Origin of the sequence: Leptospira biflexa serovar Patoc strain 'Patoc 1 (Paris)' (assembly GCF_000017685.1) — a bacterium.
In the GTDB taxonomy this organism is placed as follows: Bacteria; Spirochaetota; Leptospiria; order Leptospirales; family Leptospiraceae; genus Leptospira_A; species Leptospira_A biflexa.
In genome coordinates, this window is the sequence record NC_010602.1 from 2,785,172 (window position 1) to 2,807,936 (window position 22,765).

At 39.8% G+C, this 22,765-nt stretch carries 22 protein-coding genes; 13 read left to right on the plus strand and 9 right to left on the minus strand.

All coding sequences use genetic code 11. From position 1 onward, the window contains the following. Positions 1 to 10: 10 nt before the first annotated feature. Together LEPBI_RS13220 and LEPBI_RS13225 are read left to right on the plus strand one after the other, a co-directional pair. Positions 11 to 676 (plus strand): TPM domain-containing protein, encoded by a 666-nt coding sequence (locus tag LEPBI_RS13220; RefSeq protein ID WP_226992944.1) that lies wholly within the window; start codon positions 11 to 13, stop codon positions 674 to 676. A 53-nt stretch (positions 677 to 729) separates the two neighbouring features. Further along, a complete protein-coding gene (locus tag LEPBI_RS13225; RefSeq protein ID WP_420804602.1) occupies positions 730 to 1,605 on the plus strand; it encodes a TPM domain-containing protein in 876 nt (291 codons plus the stop codon). A gap of 97 nt (positions 1,606 to 1,702) precedes the next feature. Here the strand turns inward: LEPBI_RS13225 and LEPBI_RS13230 are convergent, their stop codons facing one another. The 6 genes from LEPBI_RS13230 to LEPBI_RS13255 all read right to left on the minus strand — a co-directional run bounded on the left by LEPBI_RS13230 (position 1,703) and on the right by LEPBI_RS13255 (position 7,188). Further along, on the minus strand, positions 1,703 to 3,787 hold the full coding sequence (locus tag LEPBI_RS13230) for a SpoIIE family protein phosphatase (RefSeq protein ID WP_012389628.1): 2,085 nt from the start codon (positions 3,785 to 3,787) through the stop codon (positions 1,703 to 1,705). A 16-nt stretch (positions 3,788 to 3,803) separates the two neighbouring features. After that, positions 3,804 to 5,084, minus strand: coding sequence for a citrate/2-methylcitrate synthase (locus tag LEPBI_RS13235; RefSeq protein ID WP_012389629.1), 1,281 nt, complete (start codon positions 5,082 to 5,084; stop codon positions 3,804 to 3,806). Between the two features lie 56 nt (positions 5,085 to 5,140). After that, entirely contained in the window at positions 5,141 to 5,491 is a 351-nt protein-coding gene (locus LEPBI_RS13240; protein ID WP_012389630.1) for an STAS domain-containing protein, read from the minus strand. A gap of 42 nt (positions 5,492 to 5,533) precedes the next feature. Continuing rightward, a complete protein-coding gene (locus tag LEPBI_RS13245; protein WP_012389631.1) occupies positions 5,534 to 5,755 on the minus strand; it encodes a hypothetical protein in 222 nt (73 codons plus the stop codon). 50 nt (positions 5,756 to 5,805) lie between these two features. Further along, positions 5,806 to 6,210 (minus strand): c-type cytochrome, encoded by a 405-nt coding sequence (locus LEPBI_RS13250; RefSeq protein WP_012389632.1) that lies wholly within the window; start codon positions 6,208 to 6,210, stop codon positions 5,806 to 5,808. Positions 6,211 to 6,273: 63 nt separating this feature from the next. Beyond that, positions 6,274 to 7,188 (minus strand): TIGR01777 family oxidoreductase, encoded by a 915-nt coding sequence (locus LEPBI_RS13255; protein ID WP_012389633.1) that lies wholly within the window; start codon positions 7,186 to 7,188, stop codon positions 6,274 to 6,276. Between the two features lie 73 nt (positions 7,189 to 7,261). Here LEPBI_RS13255 and LEPBI_RS13260 point away from each other — a divergent pair, with 73 nt between their 5' ends. From LEPBI_RS13260 to LEPBI_RS13290, 7 genes are read left to right on the plus strand one after another with little or no spacing between them, the layout of a single operon-like run. Then, complete coding sequence (locus LEPBI_RS13260; protein ID WP_012389634.1) at positions 7,262 to 7,843, plus strand: hypothetical protein; 582 nt, start codon at positions 7,262 to 7,264, stop codon at positions 7,841 to 7,843. Next, entirely contained in the window at positions 7,840 to 9,417 is a 1,578-nt protein-coding gene (locus LEPBI_RS13265; RefSeq protein WP_012389635.1) for an AAA family ATPase, read from the plus strand. The genes LEPBI_RS13260 and LEPBI_RS13265 overlap by 4 nt, the downstream gene beginning before the upstream one ends. After that, positions 9,414 to 10,352, plus strand: a complete 939-nt coding sequence (locus LEPBI_RS13270; RefSeq protein ID WP_012389636.1) for a hypothetical protein — start codon at positions 9,414 to 9,416, stop codon at positions 10,350 to 10,352. The genes LEPBI_RS13265 and LEPBI_RS13270 overlap by 4 nt, the downstream gene beginning before the upstream one ends. Then, the gene (locus tag LEPBI_RS13275; protein WP_012389637.1) at positions 10,353 to 11,999 is read left to right on the plus strand and encodes a vWA domain-containing protein; all 1,647 of its coding nucleotides are present in this window, start codon (positions 10,353 to 10,355) and stop codon (positions 11,997 to 11,999) included. Further along, entirely contained in the window at positions 11,974 to 12,525 is a 552-nt protein-coding gene (locus LEPBI_RS13280) for a hypothetical protein (RefSeq protein WP_012476390.1), read from the plus strand. Before LEPBI_RS13275 ends, LEPBI_RS13280 begins: the two co-directional genes overlap by 26 nt. Next, entirely contained in the window at positions 12,518 to 13,933 is a 1,416-nt protein-coding gene (locus LEPBI_RS13285) for a phenylacetate--CoA ligase family protein (protein WP_012389639.1), read from the plus strand. Before LEPBI_RS13280 ends, LEPBI_RS13285 begins: the two co-directional genes overlap by 8 nt. Next, positions 13,930 to 14,973, plus strand: coding sequence for an AAA family ATPase (locus tag LEPBI_RS13290; protein WP_012389640.1), 1,044 nt, complete (start codon positions 13,930 to 13,932; stop codon positions 14,971 to 14,973). Before LEPBI_RS13285 ends, LEPBI_RS13290 begins: the two co-directional genes overlap by 4 nt. Here LEPBI_RS13290 and LEPBI_RS13295 read toward each other — a convergent pair. The 3 genes from LEPBI_RS13295 to lmtA are packed head-to-tail and all read right to left on the minus strand — an operon-like array spanning position 14,921 to position 16,829. Continuing rightward, entirely contained in the window at positions 14,921 to 15,775 is an 855-nt protein-coding gene (locus LEPBI_RS13295) for a hypothetical protein (RefSeq protein WP_012389641.1), read from the minus strand. The two genes, LEPBI_RS13290 and LEPBI_RS13295, sit on opposite strands and share 53 nt — an antisense overlap. A gap of 22 nt (positions 15,776 to 15,797) precedes the next feature. Beyond that, positions 15,798 to 16,061 (minus strand): hypothetical protein, encoded by a 264-nt coding sequence (locus tag LEPBI_RS13300; RefSeq protein WP_012389642.1) that lies wholly within the window; start codon positions 16,059 to 16,061, stop codon positions 15,798 to 15,800. 6 nt (positions 16,062 to 16,067) lie between these two features. Next, entirely contained in the window at positions 16,068 to 16,829 is a 762-nt protein-coding gene (lmtA, locus tag LEPBI_RS13305; RefSeq protein WP_012389643.1) for a lipid A Kdo2 1-phosphate O-methyltransferase, read from the minus strand. A gap of 47 nt (positions 16,830 to 16,876) precedes the next feature. Here lmtA and LEPBI_RS13310 point away from each other — a divergent pair, with 47 nt between their 5' ends. The 4 genes from LEPBI_RS13310 to LEPBI_RS13325 all read left to right on the plus strand — a co-directional run bounded on the left by LEPBI_RS13310 (position 16,877) and on the right by LEPBI_RS13325 (position 22,762). Continuing rightward, positions 16,877 to 18,133 carry a 1-acyl-sn-glycerol-3-phosphate acyltransferase gene (locus tag LEPBI_RS13310; RefSeq protein WP_012389644.1) on the plus strand — a complete coding sequence of 419 codons (1,257 nt, stop codon included), beginning with the start codon at positions 16,877 to 16,879 and terminating at the stop codon, positions 18,131 to 18,133. Beyond that, positions 18,134 to 18,781, plus strand: coding sequence for a hypothetical protein (locus tag LEPBI_RS13315; RefSeq protein ID WP_012389645.1), 648 nt, complete (start codon positions 18,134 to 18,136; stop codon positions 18,779 to 18,781). Positions 18,782 to 18,812: 31 nt separating this feature from the next. Next, the gene (locus LEPBI_RS13320) at positions 18,813 to 19,448 is read left to right on the plus strand and encodes a rubrerythrin (RefSeq protein ID WP_041770045.1); all 636 of its coding nucleotides are present in this window, start codon (positions 18,813 to 18,815) and stop codon (positions 19,446 to 19,448) included. Positions 19,449 to 19,531: 83 nt separating this feature from the next. Next, entirely contained in the window at positions 19,532 to 22,762 is a 3,231-nt protein-coding gene (locus tag LEPBI_RS13325; protein WP_012389647.1) for a SpiroCoCo family coiled-coil protein, read from the plus strand. The last annotated feature ends 3 nt before the right edge of the window (positions 22,763 to 22,765 follow it).

The following is a 22,765-nucleotide window of genomic DNA, read 5'->3' on the forward strand; positions in this document are numbered from 1 at the left end:
CCTTTTGCCCATGAGTGTACTTGCGCGTTATTTCTCAAAATCTGATTTAGATGAAATCAAATCTGCCGTTGGAGAAGCCGAATCCAAAACGTCTGCAGAAATTGTCCCTTTTTTTGCTGAGTCATCCCATCATTATCGCGAATGGGCTTGGTTTGGAGCCTTTCTTTTGGGTGGCCTAACTGGCATTAGTTTTTATACAGCTCAAAATGTTTATGGGCTTGTCTGGGGAAATGAATCCTTATTTGCCGTTTTATCTGTCTGGGCAGGTGCAATTATTGGACTTGGAATTTTCACATTATTCCCAAAACTCCGAATCCTTCTTGTACCTAGAAACGCCAAACAATACTTTGTCGAGCTTAGGACAAAGGAAGCGTTTTTAGACGAAGAAGTTTTCCGTACTAAAAATAGAACAGGTATTTTGATCTATATTTCTCTATTCGAACACTTTGTTCGCGTTTATCCAGACAAAGAAATTGCAAGGGTGGTTCCAAAATCGGAATGGAATGAGGCAGTCAGGCTTATCGTTCTTGGAATGAAGTCCGGAAAAAAGAAGGAAGGCATTGTTGCAAGTATCCTCTTCTGTGGTGATTTACTCAAGCAGTACAATATCCATGTGGAAAAGGATGATAAAAATGAAATCTCCAATGAAATTCGAGACGGTGGGAAATTGATGTAATGAAAATGAATATCGAAACATCAAATTCAACCTCTTTGCTCAGACAAAATTTTATGTTTGTATTCGTACTTTTCACTTCTCTATGTTGTTTCTTGATTCCAATGTTTGGATATCCAGTTCCAAAACTGGAACGAAGGGTGATGGACCATGCTGGGATTTTATCTGAAGCCACCGTTACACAATTAGAATCCAATCTAAAACAGTTTGAAGCAGAAACTAGCAATCAAATTGCCGTGTACACCACTCCCAGTTTGCAGGACGAAACCATCGAAGGAGTGGCAATCGAAATCTTTGATGAATGGAAATTAGGACAAAAATCCAAAAACAATGGAATTTTGCTCATCATCGCCCCTAACGAACGTAAAATGAGAATTGAAGTGGGCCGAGGTCTCGAAGGGGCATTGACAGACATCCAAGCCAAACAAATCATTCGGAACGAACTCAGACCCAGTTTCAAATCTGGCGATATGGATGGTGGAGTGACTGCTGGAGTGAATGCGATTATGGCCACCATACGCGGAGAATACGCTCCTTCTGAAGATGATGTCCAAACGACAGGCCGTGATACGGCTTCCGATGTGATCCCATCCGGGATTGTCGGCGGGATTTTCACATTTATTTCCCTCTTCATACCATCGTTTGGTGGTGTGATTTTTACGATCATTGGTCTTATAGTCATTTTACCTTTGTTAACCTTTATCTTTGGTGGGACCTTTGGGTTAATCGCTGCCATCATTTTATTCGTGATCATCATGTTTCTCAGGCGCAAACTGGGCCATGGCCTTGGCGGTGGCAGTGGATATGATGGAAGTGGGTATTACGGAGGATGGTCTTCAGGTGGAGACTCATGGTCATCAAGTGATTCCAGTGATAGTTGGTCTGGAGGTGGAGGTGATTCCGGCGGAGGTGGATCTTCGGGGGATTGGTAATCTTTATTTCAATTAGGCCAATTTATGTGAACATCTGCGATACCATACCATTCCCGTCGCAAATAGGATAGGAATGGTAGCAAAACTTTCTTTTTAATTATGTGATTTCAATCACGATCAAAGTGGAATCATCCTTCCATGTGGTTTTATTCATTTTCTGGAAAAGCATGGTTTGGATGGATGGAATGATTTCTTGGAACGGTAACTCATTTGTACTTTGGATTGTCTGCATAAGGTCATCCCAAGCCTGCATCCCATCTGCCTCATTCAATTCTTCAAAGAGTCCGTCTGTAAAAAGAAAAATCCGGTCTCCCGATTCCACTTTGGATTCAAAGATTCCATAACGATAATGTTCCAAAATACCAATGATTGGGCCTGTATTTTCTACAATGAGTGATTCGTTATTTTTTTTCAGAATGATTTGATTTTGAACACCACCTCCCGCATAACGAAGGATATTTTGGTGAAAATCAAAATCCATCACAAGAGCTGGAAAATAAATTTGTAAATCAGCATTTTTATCATAAAAATGTTGGTTCATATAAAACAAAAGATCATTGGGTCGCATTGCCACAGCGGACACTCTTTCAAATTCCGATTGGATCATCATGGAATACAAAGCGGCTTGTAATCCGTGTCCAGTAGCATCTCCCAAAAAAAACCGATAATAAAAATCTTGGATTCTTTTCACAAAAAAGATATCACCACCCACATCTGCAGTTGGTTTGTACAAAATATCCACACGCAAATGTGGTTCCATTTCGGGTACTTTGGTTACACTTTGGATGATAGATTTGGCAAGTTTCATATCCTTGGTGATTTGATCCAATTTGCTTTGTAATTCGATGGTTTTTTCTTTGACCCTAGTTTCGAGTCGTTCATTTAAAATCGTAATTTGATTTTGGACTTTTTGAAGGGTTTGGTTTTTTTCGGATAGTTCTATTGCGAGATTTTCCGCATCCACAAATCCTTTTGAAAAATTGCGGGCGATGTATATTGACTGAACAAAAAACATCATAAAAATGCCAAAATGAATTGTGAGAGGTGAATTGATGATGAGATTGTTTACCAAAATATCATTCACAAAACTAGCCACAAATACAATAAAACTAATGAGAAAAATAAGCGAACCCGGTTGTGAATCTCGGATGGCTCTTGATAAAACAAGTAGTGTATAAATGGCACCAAGTAAGGTGAAAATTTGAAATGGCACCATCAAATACGTATAAAACGATGATCTCGTCAGCAATACGATGCAACAAAAAGCATATCCTACATACTTAAGTAATTCATATACCCTTCTTGAAAAATATGGTTTGAATAATAAATACACATATTTTGCAAATATTGGAGTGATAAAGAAAAAGCTGAGATAACTTAGTTTTAGGTGGATTTCCCAAGGTAGGTCAGGAATTACTTGCACTAAATATTTGTTACCAGTGATAAACACTCGTAAGGCGACAAGAATACAGGTGAGAGCAAACCAATATGTAAATGGATCTTTTTTTCGATTCCAATAAAGAAAGATATGATACAATCCCATAAATAAGATACTACCCACGAGTAACATATCTCTTAAGATTTGAAATTCGTATTGTTTATGGATATCGGAGGTTCTACCTAAGATGATGACCTGTGCTGGACCACCTTTTCTATGATGGTAGTTGGAAATTTGTAATAAAAATGAAGTTTGGTTTTCTTTCGGTATAAAATCAATGATCTGTGGTCTGTATTCGGGGATCCCTGATTGATAGGAAGTGGAAACATATCCATTGGATGCAAGTCTCTCTCCATCAACGAACAATATATAGGCGGATTCCATTTCTGGAACTTTGATCGAAAGTGGAATCCCTTTTAATCCATGTAATAATTCTACATGAAAGGTCCCATAACCATCACCTGCCAAAAATCCTTTTTCTAAAAATGACTTTGTCCAAACGCCTGGAACTGTAAAATAGAGAGGCTCACGTATGGATTTGATTTCAGTTAGTTCTGAGGGCGAAAACAACATCCCTGGGTAATATTCCCAATCACCAACAATAGGAATGATTTGGTTGTTTTGAGCTAAATATGAAACGGCAGTTAAGTGCCCTTTCTCCGCAACTGGCGGTACTTCTGCCACTGAACATGTCAAAAGTACCAAACTCCAAAGGAATGTGATCCAACGGAGATAATGTTTCACGATTCCTTCGTATCCTCTAGAGACGGTTGGCGATAGGAATGTACTTTCTTTGGTTTTCGCCCACATAAATTTGTTTTGGACGAACTTTTGAGAAATCCCCTTTCATTCTTTGTTCTCTCCAATGGGCAAGCCATCCAGGAAGCCTTCCAATCACTTGCATGACTGAGAACATGTTTTTAGGAATTCCCAAGGTGTGGAACACCAAACCAGAATAATATTCTAAGTTAGGGTACAAAAGATTCTCCATAAAGTATGAATCGTTCCAAACCACTTCATCGATTTGAAGGGCGATGTCTTCGACAGGACTCAATTTTCGATCCTTATAAAAATCTTTGATGATTTCACGAGCGACTTGTGCTCTTGGACTGACGACATCGTATGCTTTTTGTCCAAATCCATTGGTGCGGATCGTAAGCCCTCCCCGTTTGAATCTTTCAAAGTAATCTTTCACAGGAGTTTTTGTTTTGATGATGTCTTCGATGAGTCCAATCGCAGCTGTTGGCCTTCCCCCTTCTCTTGCACCCCACTGCGCCATAATTCCAGCCGAGATCGAAGCAAACAAATTCGCTTGAGTCGAACCTACTACTTGTACGGCGGTATTGGATACATTTTGTTCGTGGTCGGCATGTAAGATCCACATTTGGTTTAAAATACGATCAAATTCTTCCGGAACATTGTAGTTGTCTGCAGGAAGTTTGTGCATCATGTATAAAAAATTTGTGCAGTATGGATTTTTATCGAGAGGGTAAACAAAAGGATGGCCTACAGCATGTTTGTAAGTGAATGCTGCAATCGTACGAATTTTTGCAAGTAATCTGGCAATTAAATCCACTCCCATATCCAACTTCTCTTCGTATTCTTCTAAATAATAACTAGATAATGATGTTACCATTACAGATAAAACAGCAAGTGGGTTAGCCACTCCTGGAAAACCATCAAAAAGATTTAACATATCTTCGTGGATCATGGAGTGTTTTGAGAGGCGACTAGAAAAATCACTTAACTCTTGTTTTGTGGGGAGGTTACCATAAATTAATAAAAATGATGTTTCAACAAAAGTAGATTGGTATGCTAATTCTTTTAGGTCATAACCACGGTATGTGAGTTCTCCCTTTTCAGGATCACGTCTTGATACTTTTGATAAACCAAGGGCAGTATTAAAAAGTCCAGGGTCAACAGTAACAAGCCCTGTTTTGCGGTAAAATTCAGTAAGGTCGATACCTTCTTTTCCATCAGTACCTGTAATTACTGGAAGTTTGTATGTTTTACCTTTGATGTGGATTTCCACTTCACTCATGAAAAGACCTCTCTCCCTCCTATCTTATCAAACGTAAGTTAGGAATCTAGAAGAATTTACACTTGGGCGAGAGCAGAATGAAGGGAATCGTGGATGAGAACAAAATCAGTTAGGCCCACAATGTCCATGACCTTACGGAAATGGGTATTGAGTCCGGCAAATTCAATTTTACCTTGGTTCTCAGATGATTTTGTAATCAAACTAATGAGGGTGGCAATGCCAGCTGAGTTGATGTACGAGGTTTCCGAAAAGTTCAGGATCACACGAGACCGTTTGTCCTGTGGGATCGATTCGTAGGATTGCACAATTTCTTCTTCGGCTTCGGATGTGATTTCGCCAGAAATATGGATCACAGGGAGGTTTCCCCCATTCTCAAATCCCAATCGAATCTTAAACTCTTCCATCATTAGCCTCCAGGGAATTCCACTAAGAACGAGGGTCAACTAAAATTAGGATTTCGATTTTCTTTCTTCTTTTGTCATCCGGCCAAAGGGCTGTTTGCACTTTCGGCAGACAAAATAAACGTCCGTCGGTGTAGCAGATATCCCGACAAGTCCCATGGCAATCATCCCCCAAGCGGAATATTTCACAACCTTACGGGCGTTCTCGTCTCCGCGCGTGGTTCCGCAATCACAGGTGGGTCTGTCAGCTTTTTTAATGATTTGGTTCATAAAGGAAGGATTTCGGTTCCGCCAAAAAAACGGAACCGAAATTAGGCAATTTAATTTTTAGAAAGGTGTTCTACGTATTTTGCAAGGATTTTGATGTTATCGTCACCTAAATGGCCATATGCCACCATAGGGGATCCTTTGATTCCTTCTTTCAAAGTTTTTGTCACGCCAGCAATTGAGTTTCCATTTTTCCACTCAGAAGCAGGAGACTTGTAGTTTCTTGGTTTTGGGTTGAGAGCAGCAGCAGCAGCACCATCACCAGCCCCTTTTTCGCCGTGGCAAGAAGAACAATTTTGGAGGTATAATTCTTCTCCCTTCGCTAAGTCAGGATCGGCACTAGCACTGGATTCTTGCACAGCAGGTGCTTCTTCTTTTGGTTTGGAGTCGCCACAAGCCACCATCACAAATGCGAAGGAGACAGCGAGTAGAGAGACTAATACTTTTTTTGAGTTCATTTCTTACTCCGAGATAAGGTTGAACCCAGTCTCTTACCCTTCTCATCTTTTGAAAAGAAGAAATCAGTTTTTTTCCAAAAGATTTGAGAGCGCTTCGTTTAAATTTTGAAACTGAAACTCATATCCTGATTGTAACAATCGTTCTGGAACAACATATTGCCCTTTTGTTACCACCACACTTCCTTCACCAAATAACGCTTGTATAGCGAATGTAGGGACTTTGAAAAGATTCGGACGATTCAAGGTTTTTGCCAATTGTTTTGAAAATTCAGCGTTACTTGTTGGGTTAGGAGACACTAAGTTGTAGGCTCCTTGGGAAGTAGAAGAAGTCATTAAATGTAAGGTTGCATTGATAAAATCTAAGATATGGATCCAACTCATCCCTTGCGTTCCAGATGCAATTGAACCTCCAACTCCTAATAAAAATGGAGGGATCATTTTTTCTAATGCCCCACCTTTTGGAGAAAGGACAATCCCTGTTCGAAGTAATATGGTCCGAATTCCTAATGGCAAAAGGGGATTTGTTTGGTTTTCCCAATCCACACAAAGTTTCGCCAAAAAATCATCTCCGGGTGGCGAAGTTTCCGTATAGGACTGATGGATGGTTTCGGACATTCCATAGTAACCTACAGCACTTGCATTGATAAAAACTTTTGGTGGGTTTTTTAAATCTTGGATACGAGCGACAAGTCCTCTCGTGAACTCAATCCGAGAAGTAGAAATTAATTGTTTTCGTTCTTCTGTCCACCTAACACCCGCAATAGGCTCTCCAACTAAATTGATGATGGCGTCGAGGTTTTCTAAATCGGAGGATTGTGGTAGAAGGCATGTGACAAATTCAATCTCAGGAAATGAGGAAAGTGATTTGGGGAGTGATGTTTGGCGCGAAAATACTCGGAAGCGATGGCCTTTTTGTATCGCCGTTTGAATCAAAGACTTTCCAATGAGGCCTGTTCCGCCTAAAATTCCTATTTTCATGATGACTCCGATGTATGGTGTAAATAAAAAAAGAAGTAGCCCATTTTCGCATTCAGCATAAGTTTTTCTTTCTATGAGACCTGTGATTGTATTACCGATTTTCTTTGCCCTAGTTTTTATTTTGTTTGGAAACTACTTCTTATTTTCCGGAACGAACAAAAAAATCGAAAGTTACAAAGAAAATCCACCATTTCGCATTGAAGATGCAACGGCATCCACTGGGCTTTCGCATTTATTAGACAAAAATCCTTCCACAGTTTGGAGAAAGATTCGAATCTCACAAGTGGATTTTGATTTTTTCTTGGAAATGCAACTCTCCCATGTGTGGGATGGAAACGGATTCCAACCCAGAAAATTTGAATCACTTGTCATTGAATCCTGTCCAGGGGAAACATTACCTCCGTTTCGTCTCCGTTTTTTACTACGCGAAAGCATCAATGTGGACAAAGAACTTAGGATGCCTAAGGATCAAATGGTTTTTATTTTCCAATCCAAGGAAATTGGGAAAAAACAAATTTCCATCCCGCTGAACCAACTCCCTAAATTCCAAAAAGAAAACGAATACCCAAACAATATTTTTATCCTGACACCTGAGTTCAAAATAGAAACAGAAACTGGTTGTATTGCGGATGTAACATTAAAGGAAGTTTTATGACAAATTTTCCGAATAAACTTTCTTCCTCTCCCACTTTACCACCAAACAAAGGGAAGGAGAAAAAATTTGATATTTCCAATATTTTAGAAGATGGCCCTCTCCCCTTAACAAAAAATTCGAACCAAATCAATGATATGGATGAAAAGTTAAGGAAAGCATATTTTTGGATTACTAATTTTGCGATCATCAATCCATTTTATGACATTGAATACAATGACACACCTCCACTGAAATTTACAATTGGGGATTCTAAATCAACCATCACACTCCCATCTGCTCAAAGTTATTCGAGTTTTGTTTTACTTCCGTTGTTATCTCTCATCGTCAAAGGAAAATGTTTGTTAGTGGGAGGTCCTGGACGAGGAAAAACAGCATCTGCAATTTTAATGGGTATCCTTGCAGGTTATTCCATCAAAGAAATCAAACGCTCCATCCAACATGGTCAACCTCAAATGACAATCACTGACTTACTCGGTAATCCGCTACCAAGTGATATGATGCAGGCCAAGTCTATGGACGAAATTAAAATTGCTTGGCGCAAATGGCTTGGCATGCAAGTAAAAATCATCGATGAATACAATCGGATTCCCACAAGGACACAGTCGGCACTTCTTACCATTATGGGTGATAATTATGCAGAAATTTATGACCAAATTTTTGAATGCCCAGAGGCCGCATGGTATTTAACTGCCAATGATGATGCCGGAGGTGGAACTTACCAAGTCATCGAAGCGCTTCGGGATCGGATTGATGTGGTTGTCAAAGCACCTCACTTTAACACACGTTTCATAAAAGATTTGATCCAAAGGGTCGAAGAAGGATACAAACCTGAATCACTTGTACCTAAAGAAATTATTTTTTCGGAAGAAGAGATGAAGGTTATGAGTGAACGTATCAAACAAGTTCAATTCCCAAGTGGTCTTCGTCGTCGGATGGAATTTTTTGCCTCTCAATTTGAGTTTATGGAGTATGCAGGCGAACAATTAGAATACAAAACAAAAGATACCGCCAAACTGAGTGTCGCCGATTTTAGTCGGTTGTCCTCTTTGGAAACAGGCAAAGATAAAATCAAAGACATTGGTACCCAAACAAAAAATGGATTGAGTGTTCGCGCTATTTTTACCTGCATCAATTATGCAAAAGCCCTCGCATTCTTTCGAGGACTCAATGAAGTAACACTCGATGACTTAAGCCATGTTTTACCTTTTGTTTTGCATGATAAACTAGTGCAAAACATTGATTCCCCGTTCTTTGAAGAAGCGGAAAATCAAATATACAGAAGTGATCGTGTGAGTTGGATTCGAAAACTATTCACTCTCTCCTTAAGTGAATACGAAAGGTTGGGTCTGGATAAAAACGACACCATCGCTCAATTATCAGAAAAATTTGAATCTGGGTTGGAAGGATTATCGGCAAAGGAAACAAAACTACGCCTTGTAGAAATCGAAAAAGAAATTGAATTAATTTCCAAACAACGTAAGTTATATGGTCACATGTTTGACGATTTGTTAAACTTAAAATACTTACACCAACGATATACGAATTACTTAAAATGGGTGGAATCAAATGTATGAGTTCCATTCTCTGGAAATCCATTTTACTCAAACACAAAGAAGTTTGTAATCACTTTGTCCATTCCATAAAACGAACAAACCCTCAGTTCCCTGAGGAAGATTTAAACCATCAATTGGCTCCGTTTTTTGATTCCATACTTACAAAACAAAAAGTTTCATTCGATGAAGAAACGATTGTTTCCTTATTTGAAACCTTAGTCATACTGATCTCCAAACATGTAATACTTCCATTGGATCAATCTACATCGAAGTTTTTCCAAATTGTTTCTGAAATTCAACCTGAAGCAAAAAAAGATCCAATTTTATTTTTATCCCTCTTTACCAATGTTTTCTCGAAAGTAGAAACAAACCAAAAACAAGTTTTTCTCAATCGACTCCATTCAGTGGTTCCCAAAATCCAAACCATTGAAGAAGTCAAACTCGTATTAGGTTTACTATATTGGGCGAGTGGGAAACCAGAATATAGACAAAGTTTAAAAACAAATTTCCATCACCTGAACCAATCATTAAAATCAGAAATCCAAAATCTGTTTGGAATCGATGAATCCTCCATGGATTTTCCTTTTCTTCCATTGAATAGAAATCAAATATCAAAACCTAACTTCCATTTCCGCACTATTCCCGGTTACACTTTGTTTGGTGGCAATTTTTTAGGAATTCCAGTTCTTTATTTGGATTTTGAGAATATTTTGGTTTTGTCTGGAGAATCTTGGTTCCAAATTTTTGTGGATGAGTATGGAACAAGCCTTTATCCGATCGAAAAACCACAATCCCCAACAAAAGTGAGTTCAAAACCATCTACCTTTTGGAAACAAATTTTAGAACAAAAAATAGATACAAGCCATGTAGTTTCAACATTTGAAATGGATTCTTATACGATTGTGACGTTAAAAAATTCCTACCAATTGTATTTGTTTTATGTTGGGAGAACCTAAGTGGATTTTGTCAAGGTTTGGGAATCAAAATGGAATGAGGCACTCAAACTTTGGAGTGATTATGTAAAACTCACTCCGGCAAAATTTTTGTTCTCAGAATATGAAGAGAAAGAGGAAGGTTTGACCGCGTCCTTTGCAGCCATTCGTCTAAAAGACCACCGCGTCCTTTTATCCGTCAAACAAATCAAATCCTACCAACTCGAAGATTATGCGTTAGAGATTTTAGGCCATGAGATAGGCCACCATGTATATTGTCCTGGGGATTTGGCAGACCAAGCAAAATTGATTTATATTACAAATCTAGCGATGCCTAGATTAAACCACCTAACATCAATGATAGTCAATATCTACGAAGATTTGTTTATCAATGACCATCTTAAAAAACAGAACCATTTACGAATGGAAGAAGTATATCAAAAATTGGGCAAACAAAAAGATCCATTTTGGAATTTTTATATGAGAACCTATGAATTATTATGGGCTCTTCCTTCTTCCACACTCACCGAAGGTTCGTTATGTGACCAAATCCAATCTGATGCAGCTCTTGTTTCGCGGATGATTCGAAATTTTCCAAATGATTGGGCAAAAGGGATGTTTGATTTTGCAAGCATTTGTTTCCCCTATTTTTTTGGAGAAAATAACCAAATCAATTCCAACTCCATCAAAATCCTTATGGATACAATTGATGCAGGCAAAGGGATGACTCCACCATCTGGGATCACGGAAGTGGAAATCTCTTCTGAATTATTTCCAATGGATGGCATCACTGGTTCCAAAAAAGCACTCACACCAGCAGAATATTCCACCATCTGCAAAAGTATGGGAATCGAAGCAGACATCTCAGAAATCACTTATCGGTATTACAAAGACAAAGCATTGCCCTATCTTGTTCCTTTCCCTGAACGAAAGACTCCAGGCGCAAAAGAGGAAATTTTAGAAGGGAATGATTTATGGGACCCTGGATCACCAATTGAAAAAATCAATTGGATGGAATCGACAATCAAAAGTCCCATCATCATCCCAGGTTACACAACCGTAGAAGATGTGTATGGTGAAACTACTTCGAATGAAATCAAAGTAAATCCAATCGACTTAGACTTGTTTGTTGATTGTTCTGGCTCCATGCCAAATCCACAAAACGATTTATCCTATCTAACTTTAGCAGGGGCCATCATTGCTTTATCGGCATTAAAAACAGGAAGTTCTGTTCGAGTGACCTTATGGTCAGGAGAAAAAGAATTTTTAGTGACCGATGGTTTTATTAAAAATGAAAAAGAAATCTTAAAAGTGCTCACGGGTTACTTTGGTGGAGGGACATGTTTTCCTTTAGAACTTTTGGAAGATCAATACAAAGTTGAACCCAAACGAAAACGACACATACTTGTGATCTCCGATGATGGCATTGACACTATGTTCACTCAAAGCTATCCACGCGACCCGCGAGCCATCGTAAAAAATGCGTTAGAAAAGGCGAATGGTGGAGGATCGATGGTGTTACAACTCTACCAACCAAACAAAAATCCAGTGGTGATTGAATTACAACAATCAGGTTGGGAGATCTACCCCATCCAAACTTGGACTGACTTAATCAAATTTAGCAAAGATTTTGTGGAAAGGAATTATGTTAGAAATCAGGCATTACGTTAAACTCGTCCTCAATACCCCTTTCCACCAGGTGGATTTGGGTTCACTCTCCTTAGATGCCCTTTGGTTTGATGTGTTATTTTCTAGAACCAAAGAACGAAATTTTTTCCCCTTCTCAAAATCGTTTGATTCCATCACCAATCTCAATCTGAAAGCAATTCATGTGATATTAGCTAATCTATTTTTTGACAAAGAATCACAAATCCCGGAATTTCCAAAAGAAACACTTTTGAATTACCTTACAAACACCTTACCAATATTATCTGATCTTGTTCCAAAATTTGATTCATGGACAACAGATTCAGAACGAGCAGAGGAACTAGTGAGAAACGTATTCCAAACCTTAAACCTTCTTCCGCAAGGAGAAACGAAAGAATATTTTAATGACCGCTTTCGATCTATCGATTCAAGAGAACGAACTCGAATCCTAGAAGAAACAAAAAAAGCCCAAGAAAGAGCCAAAGAAATCCTCCGTCAAATGAAACAAAAAGAAGAGGAAGAGGCTGCCTCTAAATACAACCGTGAATAAAAACTTAGATGTCGAAACAACACCTCTTTTCCAAGAGGAATGGGAAACGGAACTAAACAAAATGGTCCAATCCCCATTCGCGCCCAAATGGAATGTAAGGATTGGAGACCGAATCGGAGAAAACGAATTCCAATTTGTCCAAACATTTCAAAAACAATTGTTAGATGCCAAAAAACAAGGCGTCTACCAAACAAAAGCTTCAATCGTATCGTTTTTGGAAACCTACAGGCACCTGTCGACACACTTTAGTGAAAGTTTGAATGGACTGAATCTAGTCAATGATTTTGAATCCATCCCTCAAATGACTCGTGACGACTTACAATCTAATATAACAAAAATCATCCCAAACAATATGGATTTATCCCAAATGGTGATCAATCCCACTTCTGGGACAACGGGAAAACCCATCCTTGCACCAAACCATCCCAAGGCGATTGGATGTTATGTGCCTCTCATAGAATATAGTGTGAAACGATTTGGAGTGAAACCCATCCATTCACCAAAATCCACTTTTGCCATCCAACTCTGTTACCAAGAAAAAACTATCGAATATGCAACTTGCCATAGTTTGGCTGGTGGAGCCAAATTTGCCAAAATCAACATCCATCGCAATTCTTGGAAAAAAGAATCAGACTTACAGATGTTTTTATCTGAGTGTTCCCCTCAAATTTTAACGGGGGACCCATACGCGTTTGAATCAGCAATGAAAATGGGAATCAAATACCACCCAGAAGCCATCCATTCCACTGCTCTGGAACTAACACCCGCACTACGAAATAAACTCAGCGAATACTTCCAATGCCCTATCATCAACTTTTATTCGTTAAACGAAACAGGACCCATTGCCTATTCTTGCCCTTTAGATCCAGAATGGATGCACCTTCTCCCGCATGATTTGTATCTGGAAGTAATCTCGAAAGATACTCGAACATCAGTCCCTTCTGGAAATGTCGGTGAGATTGTAGTGACGGGTGGAAGGAATCCGTATTTGCCTCTCCTTTGTTACAGAACAGGTGACTTTGGTGAGATCCAATATGGACCATGCCTCTGCGGAGACCACTTTCCACGTTTACGCCTGTTATCTGGCAGAAAGCCAGTGTACTTCCAAAAAACAAATGGTGAAACCGTGAATCCCATAGATGTCGCAAGGATACTCAGAAAAAATCCATACATCTTCCAATTCCAAGTGGAACAACTCTCGAGGGATGAATGGGAATGCCGCCTCTCTTTAGAAAAAACGATTTGGGAAGACGTAACAATCTGGGAAAAAGAAACAATATCCATCCAAAAGGAACTAGAGTCCCTTTTTGGACCTAGATCCCAAGTAAAGCTGTCTAACAACTTCCCGTTAGATGGCAAAAAAAAAATCGCGTTTATCAATTCCTATCGAAATGAGGAAACGATATGATCCATGGTCTCATCCTTGGAAAATTTTATCCACCACACAAAGGCCACCTCCATTTGATAAAGGAAGCCAAAAAAAAATGCGATGTATTAACAGTCCTTATGTGTTCATTAGAAAAGGAACTCATTCCAGGTAATCTTCGTTATGAATGGATGTTGGAACTTCTACCAAATCCAAATATAGAAATCGTTTGGGTCAAAGATGAAAATCCGCAATACCCAGAAGAACATCCAAATTTTTGGCAAATTTGGAAACAAACGATCAATTCCCATACCAATCAACAAATTGATATTGTATTCACTTCAGAACTCTATGGCGACCAATTAGCATCTGTTCTCGGGTGTCAACACATCCCCATTGACATTGATCGAAAAGTAGTCCCGATCTCTGGCACACAAATCAGAGAAAAACCCATTCAATTCTTTGAATGGATCCCAGAACCAATCCGACCCTATTTTGTAAAAAGGATTGTTCTCACAGGAAGTGAGTCTGTTGGCAAAACCACACTGGCCAAAAAACTCGCAGATCATTTTCAAACCAATTGGATTCCAGAATATGCGAGAGACTATTTAGAAAAAAAGTCAACACCAATGGCTGAATCCGATTTTTTACCAATCGCGAAAGGACACCTACTTTCCGAAGTGGAGGCCGCCAAATCTTCTCATGGAATTTTATTTTTAGACACAGACCTACTCACTACCAAGGTGTACTTAGAACGGTATTATCAAAGAGAAATCCCATGGCTCACCGAACGGGCGCTTGGTTTACAATATGATACTTCTTTATTTTTAGACATCGACATCCCTTGGGAAAAGGACAAATTACGAGACTTAGGTGAGGAACGTGAGGGAATGAAAACTCGATTTTTAGAAGCGATGGAAGAAGCAAAAAGAGATTTTTTTTGGGTCAAAGGTAATTTTATGGAAAGAGAGAGACTGGCAATCGACTATGTGAATCAAATCAAAGAGGGGCCCATGAACCCTGTGGCATTTACGAAAGAGCAGACTCTTTTACGTACGATTGGATCAGATCCGATGGCATAATTTCGCCAGTGATGAGTTGTTTCATTTCATACAAAGTGGTCCCCTTCGAACCATTATCGATATTTTTCGGACCAAAATGGCGTTTGATATGTTCACCGATGACAAACCGAACTTCCAAACTGAACCGGGAATACCCTTGTGTGTTATCACTGGTTCCGTGTAAGTGGTGAGATGCAAACATAAAATAATCACCAAAATCTCCCGAGACCAAAAGAGGATTTGGATCCAATATAGATACAGAAGGTTTTGGGAAAATTTTTTCTGAAATCTTAGGATGGTTCGAACTCGTTTGGAACCCACCCGTTTCGTTCCAATGCTCATAGTCAAACAAATGGGAATTATTTTCCACTGGGTTCAAAAAATAAGATGGATACAAGGAAAATCCAGAACCTAACTCTACTTTTGTGATCGGTATCCATATATTGATTTGATTTTCAGGATTGGCATACCATGGATCACGGTGGAGGAACTGAACCGACTCAGTTCCTTCCAAATTGTGAAATCCATTCGGAACACACCTTAGGCGTAACAAATCCACATACACATCGTTTGGATCGACATTCCATTCTTCTAAGATGGGATAGAGGAACTTTGGAATCGATTGATCTTGGTAAATCCGATTACGGATCTGAAACATCGAATTCTGCAATTGAAGGTATGGAATTTGGGAGGTAACAATACTCGGATTCCCATTTGGAAACTCGTCTTGTATGTATTTGTGAATGGGATATAAATACGATTTTGATTCCTTGGAAAGTTTACCGAAGGTTGTTTTTCCTTCATATAGGGATTGAATGTCCATTCCTTAAACCTTCAAGTGTATCTTAATTCGAATCACCTTTTGTTTGTTTACTGATCTCTTCTTTTAACTCGATGATACTCATATAAAGATTGGCAAAGGTTGTGAGTTGGTTCATCGCATCTTGTAAACCAGCTTTGAAAAGTAGGCCGTTGTCCATATGTTCGCGAAAGATGGTGAGCGGATTTTCGCTCTCCATACTATTCACGGTTTTTTGGTAAGAATCCAAAAGTTCCTTTTTATCAGAGAGGGACTCAGGCACCTTCCAACCATTGGACAAACGGCTCATAGGAAATTAACGACCTTCGACTTCTAATAGTTTGGTGGTCTTTACGATGATCCTTGTGACAATATAAAAAACCAAACCAAACCCAAAAAACCAAGTATGGAACGGTTTCCAAATCCCTGTGATGTCAACATTGCGGAGGTTTGGTTCTTGGTAATAAATTTGGATGAGATCAAAAACGGTGAAAACAACAATGATTCCAAATAAACTTGGGTATTCTCGTTTCCAAATATTACGAAAGGAAAAATCCAAATTTGGTCTCGCATATCCCGACAAACGTGGGATAAATGCAGGAGTTTTGTCTGCCCACTTCAAATAGGCATCTTTGAACTTACCACGAAGGAAATACTCTTCTGCGAATATAATCCTTTCATAATATAGATAAAAGAACATGATGTAGACCAATGCGAAAGCAAAATCACGTAATATGAATACGGGTCCGAGATACATCAAAAAGTTTCCCACATACAAAGGGTGGCGAACAAGTGAATAAATCCCAGATTGGTTGACCACGTCAGCGACTTGTTGTTTGGTATTGCGACCGGAAGTATTTTTAGGAGTGTATCCGATGGTGAAACATCTGACAAAAAGTCCCGCTAAACTAACTACAAATGCACCAGTAAGCCAATACAAATTGGACATATAGTTCCCTTGGAAATAAGGAACGTAGGGTAAATACAGTAAGGATAGGAACAAAATGACTCCTGGAATGTAGGAGCGCCATCGGAAGAGAAAATTGCCTTGTTGGTTGAGTTCTTCTATAAGTGCCATGTTAAATCGTACTTGCTTCCTTTGATTAAGCTGTCAGCATTCGTCCTATGTCAATCAAATCCTTTATTCCTGCAAAGTTCAATCTCCCTGCTCTTTGGTTTACAGATCTGACACTGCCTCTCCTCAATAAATTGATCCATAATATCGATTCGATTGAAATCTCTAAAAATGACGAAAAAACATTAAAATCCTTTCAAAAAGAACGTCTGCTCTATATTTCCAATCATCCAACAACCAAAGAACCTGGGATTGCCTACCATGTGGCAAACATGATGGGTTCACGTTTTCATTATATGGCAGCACGAGAGGTTTTTGAATGGGGGTATGGATTTGTAGGAGACTTCATCCAGTCTATTGGCGCTTATTCAGTGTTAGCAGGTGCTCCTGATAGAGAGTCTCTCAAAGCTTCTCGTACAATCTTAGCAAACCCAGAAGGGAAACTTGCTCTCTTCCCCGAGGGAGAACCAACCAGTGGGATGAATGATACCCTCCTTCCCTTCCAACCAGGTGTGGCCCAACTTGGGATTTGGGGATTGGAAGATGCTCAAAAAAAAGATCCAAATGCCACGATCTGGGTTTTGCCAACCTTTATCAAATACCGGATGACAAGTTCCATGTTGTCTATGCAAAAAGACATGGACCAAAGCCTAACAAGAATGGAAGAACGACTCGGAATTTCCAAAACAGGAAAAGACATCGTACATCGATTTTTATCTGTTGGGAAACGTATGATGGAACGAGAAGAAAAAGAATATGGTGTCCCTGTTCCTGAAAACAGGGCCGATGATTTTGATTACCGTTTGGGTCGGATGCGCCATGCGATGTTAGATAATATTGCAAGAAAAGCAAACATCCCCAAATGGGACGGCGATGCCAATGCCATCGAAAAACTGCGAAGGATACTCAGTGTACTCGAAATGGTTTCGGTTGGAATTCCTGATCCCAATGGAGAACTACCAAGTTTGGAAATGGCAAGGTGGGCAAGAAATGCTGCCACAAAGGCGTATGATTTTATCTCCATCCAAACTGCCTACATCAAAGAACTACCAAGCCCCGAACGATTGTATGAATTTTTATATCGGTATGAAAATGAAATCTTCGGAGAAACCAAACAAAGACCTCAAAAAGCCATTGTTAGGCTTGGAGAACCATTTAAGATCAATGACTATCTTGGTTCGTATAAGGAAGATAAAAAGAAAACGCTTGATACAATGACAGAACGTCTAAGAAAAGAATTAGAATCGATGCTTGTGGATGAAAAATCTAAATCCAATGCACTTTTCCCGAGCCAATATATTTTCTAAATGGAACCGTTACAAAGATCAGAGATTGAGGCTTGGTTAGAAAAAAAAAGTCCATTAGAAATACTTGTTTATGGTGCCTCCAAAAATTTGGATGAAAACCTAGTCCAAATTCTCGATGTTTTGACTCTGAAATACAAAATCACAAATCTATCCGCGATTCTTTTTACCATCGTCAAAGATTTAATCCTAAACGGATTTAAGGCCAATTTCAAACGATTGTTTTTCCAAGAAAACCAATTGGACATCCAATCTCCCGCCGACTACGAATTAGGTGTCAGAATGTATAAAAGCCTCATCCTTTCGGGAAGGGGGAATACCTTTGAACCACTTGCTCGCGAAAAAAATTTATATGTCCGCATCAAAATCGAACATAGTGACACTCAAATCAAATTTGATATTCGCAACAATTCGATGTTAGTTCGCGGTGAGATGCAAAAAATCAGAAACTCCATGTTGCATGCACAAAACTACAACGACATCATGGAATATTACATCGAAAGAGGAGACAACTCGGAAGGAGAAGGCATTGGGATTGCCTTATGCATCATCCTTCTCAAAGGGGAAGGCCTACCCACAGACCAGTTTCGCATCTACCACGAAGACGGAGAAACCATCGCGCAACTGAACATTCCCATAAAGAAAGGCTAGCAGAGAATCCTTGGTTTTCCAACTTGGATGTATGGGCACTCCGACTCTCACTTCGAATGATTCTATCCCACAAGTTTTAAAAGCAATCGTTGCAAACCAAACAAACCATGCCCTTTGGCTAAATACCCTCTCCTTACTCGAACACATTGGTTCCAGGAAAATCCTTCTCACCCAATCGAACGAAGAAACTTCAGAAATGATTTTACGCCATGCCACTGAAGAAGCAAGACATGCCCTCTTTTTTAAAAAAGCAGCACGAACCATCCAACCTGAGTTTCGATCAGGGTACCAAAATTCCTCTCTGGTACGTGGGACGGCCGCAAGAATTTATTTCGCAAAACTCGACACCTTAGTCCGAAAGAACCTTCGATCCGTTTTCCCAGAGGAAAAAACCTTCACCTACCTTGCCTATCTGTACACAACCACTGTCATCGAAAAAAGAGCCATGGTCATTTACAATGCGTACGATGAAATTTTGGACAAATCCGACTCCCCCATCCGCCTAACCAACCTCATCCTAGAAGAAGAAGGCCATTTGTCGGAGATGAGTGCCGAAATGTTCCGCCTGGATCCAAATGCAAACGAGAGACTGGCCCATTTGGAAGCGGAAGAAGCCAAAATTTTCGCCCGTTTTTGGCGCCAAATCGGTGAATTCTCGCTAAATTAAAAAAGGCTTGCGAAAAAAATCTCGGCTTGGTTTCCTTCAACCATCTTCATGCGACATAATACTATTATTGGATCTTTGAGAAAATGGGATTAGAAGTCTTTTTATTGCCTTTTTTGGCGAGTGTAGCCGTGACCATCGGACTCCGTCGTTTGGACAAATCCAATACCAAACTGTCCCAATTGAAACGATATGCCTCCAAACTCACGGAAGAAATGCAAGGTGTCGCCCTGCAAAAGATCCAAATGGTAAAAGATGCAGGGATTGATCTCGACATCCTTGTCAAACAATCGCGTAAAGTAGCAGAAGACATCCAATCTTTAAGTTCTGAATCCAGAGACCTCTTTGAAAAAATCAGAGCCAGCAAAGATTACCTCTCTTCTCTCTCAGGAGAAATGGAACAAATCCAAGATTTGAGTAACCAAGTCCGCCGTGAAAAACAATACATGGAAGATGGACTTTCTCAGATCAATTCCCACAAACGTGAGTTACGCGAAGTATCCGAAGACATGGAATCACTCCATAATGAATCCATTTCGATGCTCGATACCTTCCAAAACAAATTGAACTTACGAAGTGATGAAATTTTGCAATCCGTTGCCCAAAAGATGGTGGAACTCGAAAGCCTACTCGAAACCAAATCTGATTTCCTAGACAATTCCCTTTCCAAAATTGCAGAAACCGCCAGAGAAAAATTATTAACCCATGCGGATGTGATGGTGAACGAAACAGCGGGCCGACTCGATCACGCAAGAAAAGAAATGGATTTACTTCTCGAATCCATGAAGTACGCTCAAGGGGATTTGGATGTCCGCCTAACAAAGTTTGAAGACACCTCTTCCCTTCTCTCCGATAAAGTAGACAAGTTTGACGAAAGGTTGGAAGAAAAATACCAAAGGGCTTCTTCCAAAGTGGAAGAAAAAGTTTCCTTACTTGAGAAAAAAATCCAAGAACGATTTGAATCCATCGTGGAACAAGTGAGCCACACCAAAGATTCCTTTATGAAGGGTCTGAACCAAGAAACAGACGCGATCAAACGAGAAATTGAAGACCTCTCTTTGGAAACACTTTCCAAACGGGATGACATCATCAATGAAACGAGAAGGCAAGCGGATGGCATCAACCAAACCATCATCCAATTCCAAGAAAAATACCTAGAAGCAGAAAACAAACTGCTCCGCCAAGCCGACATCCGCAAACAAGAACTCATTCGTGAAATCGAAGCCTTCTCAGAAGAATTCCACCGTATCTCTGAGGAACTGAGGGAAGAAGCAAACACTCTAAAAAAGAGCGCCTTACAAGAGTTAAAGGAATTTGACCGAGAACTCGAAACGGTTCGTTCTGGCCAAGAAATGGTCATCAAATCTTCTCTTTTTGAACTGAAAAAAGAATTAGAAGAGAGAATGCATTCGGATTTCAAAATCCAAAAACAGGATATGGAATCAGACTTAGGTTCCATCCAGTCCCAAGTGAAGGAACTAAACGAAACCATCACGGCGCAAACCAAAGATGTGGATGAATACGTAGAAGAATTGAAGTCAGCGCTTCGGGAATCCGCTCACGAAATTTTAGAAACTGCAGAAGAAAAAGCCAAAGAATCGGAAGAAATTGTCACAGAAAAGATCCGCATCGCCAATGCGAACTTGGAACAATTTGTGAGCAAATGGGAAGACGAACTGGGCAAAATGCGAGACGACCAAAACTATAGCATCGAAAAACTCCAAGACCGTCTCAAAGAAATCCATGTGGAAGGCGCTGACCTTCTCGGTGAATTCCAAAACCAATTCCAAAAAGCAAAAACCAATTTGGAATCAGTTGCCGAAACCAAAACAAAAGAGAGTATCTCTCGATTGGAAGACGAAGCAAAACTGGCACGCAGTGAAGTCGAACGGATCCTCAAACACTTGGAAGAATCGGGTGAATCTTTCTTTAACCTACAAGAAGAGAAAATGGACAGACTCAATGAAACCATTGATTCGAAAATCTCTCACCAGTTGACCAAACTTCTCGACAAAGGGAATGTCCAACTTGGTCAATTAGAAGAAAAAATCTCAAACCACCTAAATACGGTTCGTCGCAACTTAGAAGAAAGTATCAAACGTTCCAAAGACGAATCCAAAAAACAAATTGAAACCTACCAAAGGGATTATGAAAAATCCTTCAAAGAAATCGCAAAAGAAAGCCAAGATTTCCTAAAAGACAGTTTGAACCGTTTCCATGATCTCAAATTTGAAATCCAAAATGGTTTGGAGTCACTGAACGAAACCAAAGAAGAAACTTTATCTGGTTTTCAAAATGAGTTAGAATCACTCAAAGAAGAAATCCTAACACTTTCGAGTGAACTGGAAACTGTGAAGGAACACTCTGACCTATTTGCATCCGCCAAACAGATTGCAGACGAATCAAACAGAGCAGTCGAAGAAATATCGGAAGCACTCCGATCCTTGGAAAAAGGAAAACCTGATTTGGAACTTGTCCAATCGGCAATTTCTGAGTTCAGTGAAATGCGTTCGCAAATTGCAAATGAATTGGAAGCGTTAAAAGAAGCGCAGTTCCAATCAGAAGACATTGACAAACAAATCCAAATCCTTGCCTCAAACCTAGTCCATGTTTCGGAAACCATGGAAGGATTTGAACAAAGCCTAACAGAAGTAACTTCTATCGAATCACGAGTTTCCAACCTTACGAAAGAACAGGCAAAAATTGAATCCTTTTTGGCTTCCCTCCAAGAATCCCAAGATTCCGTTTTCCATTTGGTGGAAAACCTAGAAGGCCAAAAACACAATGCACGGGAACTGCAAGCCCGCCTCGACATCCTCGATCGTGAAATCGATGTGGTAGAAGCAAGAGAGAAGGAACTCACAGAAACCATCCGCCAAGCAGAAAACCGCACTTCCTTCCTCGTAGAACGCGAAGCACAAATTGATTCTGTCGAACGTAAGTTTGACAAAATTGAAGAACTCCTCGGCGACCTTTCCGACCGCCATCGCCAAATCCTCACTCTGCAAAAACGTTTGGAAGACCTCAAAGATTCCACTCGGGACACAAAGGACGATTTGGAATCCCTCCTCGGCGAAGCAGACGAAACCTTCGAAAAACTCTCTCAATTTTTGGACATTGTCCAGGGCGCGATGCAAAATCCTTCAGCAACACCCAAAACAGACCGCAAAAATTCGGGAAATCCCTTGGTCGAGCGAAAAAGAGCCACCATCCAGAGCCTCCATGACAACTACCAGTGGTCTTCTGAGGCAATTAGCGAAAAATTAAATATTGAAAAATCCCTCGTGGATACCATCCTCGGAGTTAGAAAGAAATAACCG

Bases quoted from the DNA above. Each gene is read 5' to 3' on its own strand.
- LEPBI_RS13295 (WP_012389641.1), bottom strand. From the start codon at position 15,775: ATGGACATTCAATCCCTATATGAAGGAAAAACAACCTTCGGTAAACTT.
- LEPBI_RS13245 (WP_012389631.1), bottom strand. From the start codon at position 5,755: ATGAACCAAATCATTAAAAAAGCTGACAGACCCACCTGTGATTGCGGA.
- LEPBI_RS13270 (WP_012389636.1), top strand. From the start codon at position 9,414: ATGAGTTCCATTCTCTGGAAATCCATTTTACTCAAACACAAAGAAGTT.
- LEPBI_RS13255 (WP_012389633.1), bottom strand. From the start codon at position 7,188: ATGAAAATAGGAATTTTAGGCGGAACAGGCCTCATTGGAAAGTCTTTG.
- LEPBI_RS13235 (WP_012389629.1), bottom strand. From the start codon at position 5,084: ATGAGTGAAGTGGAAATCCACATCAAAGGTAAAACATACAAACTTCCA.
- LEPBI_RS13260 (WP_012389634.1), top strand. From the start codon at position 7,262: ATGAGACCTGTGATTGTATTACCGATTTTCTTTGCCCTAGTTTTTATT.
- LEPBI_RS13300 (WP_012389642.1), bottom strand. From the start codon at position 16,061: ATGAGCCGTTTGTCCAATGGTTGGAAGGTGCCTGAGTCCCTCTCTGAT.
- LEPBI_RS13325 (WP_012389647.1), top strand. From the start codon at position 19,532: ATGGGATTAGAAGTCTTTTTATTGCCTTTTTTGGCGAGTGTAGCCGTG.
- LEPBI_RS13315 (WP_012389645.1), top strand. From the start codon at position 18,134: ATGGAACCGTTACAAAGATCAGAGATTGAGGCTTGGTTAGAAAAAAAA.
- LEPBI_RS13225 (WP_420804602.1), top strand. From the start codon at position 730: ATGTTTGTATTCGTACTTTTCACTTCTCTATGTTGTTTCTTGATTCCA.
- LEPBI_RS13280 (WP_012476390.1), top strand. From the start codon at position 11,974: ATGTTAGAAATCAGGCATTACGTTAAACTCGTCCTCAATACCCCTTTC.
- LEPBI_RS13290 (WP_012389640.1), top strand. From the start codon at position 13,930: ATGATCCATGGTCTCATCCTTGGAAAATTTTATCCACCACACAAAGGC.
- LEPBI_RS13220 (WP_226992944.1), top strand. From the start codon at position 11: ATGAGTGTACTTGCGCGTTATTTCTCAAAATCTGATTTAGATGAAATC.
- LEPBI_RS13265 (WP_012389635.1), top strand. From the start codon at position 7,840: ATGACAAATTTTCCGAATAAACTTTCTTCCTCTCCCACTTTACCACCA.
- LEPBI_RS13320 (WP_041770045.1), top strand. From the start codon at position 18,813: ATGGGCACTCCGACTCTCACTTCGAATGATTCTATCCCACAAGTTTTA.
- lmtA (WP_012389643.1), bottom strand. From the start codon at position 16,829: ATGGCACTTATAGAAGAACTCAACCAACAAGGCAATTTTCTCTTCCGA.
- LEPBI_RS13240 (WP_012389630.1), bottom strand. From the start codon at position 5,491: ATGATGGAAGAGTTTAAGATTCGATTGGGATTTGAGAATGGGGGAAAC.
- LEPBI_RS13250 (WP_012389632.1), bottom strand. From the start codon at position 6,210: ATGAACTCAAAAAAAGTATTAGTCTCTCTACTCGCTGTCTCCTTCGCA.
- LEPBI_RS13310 (WP_012389644.1), top strand. From the start codon at position 16,877: ATGTCAATCAAATCCTTTATTCCTGCAAAGTTCAATCTCCCTGCTCTT.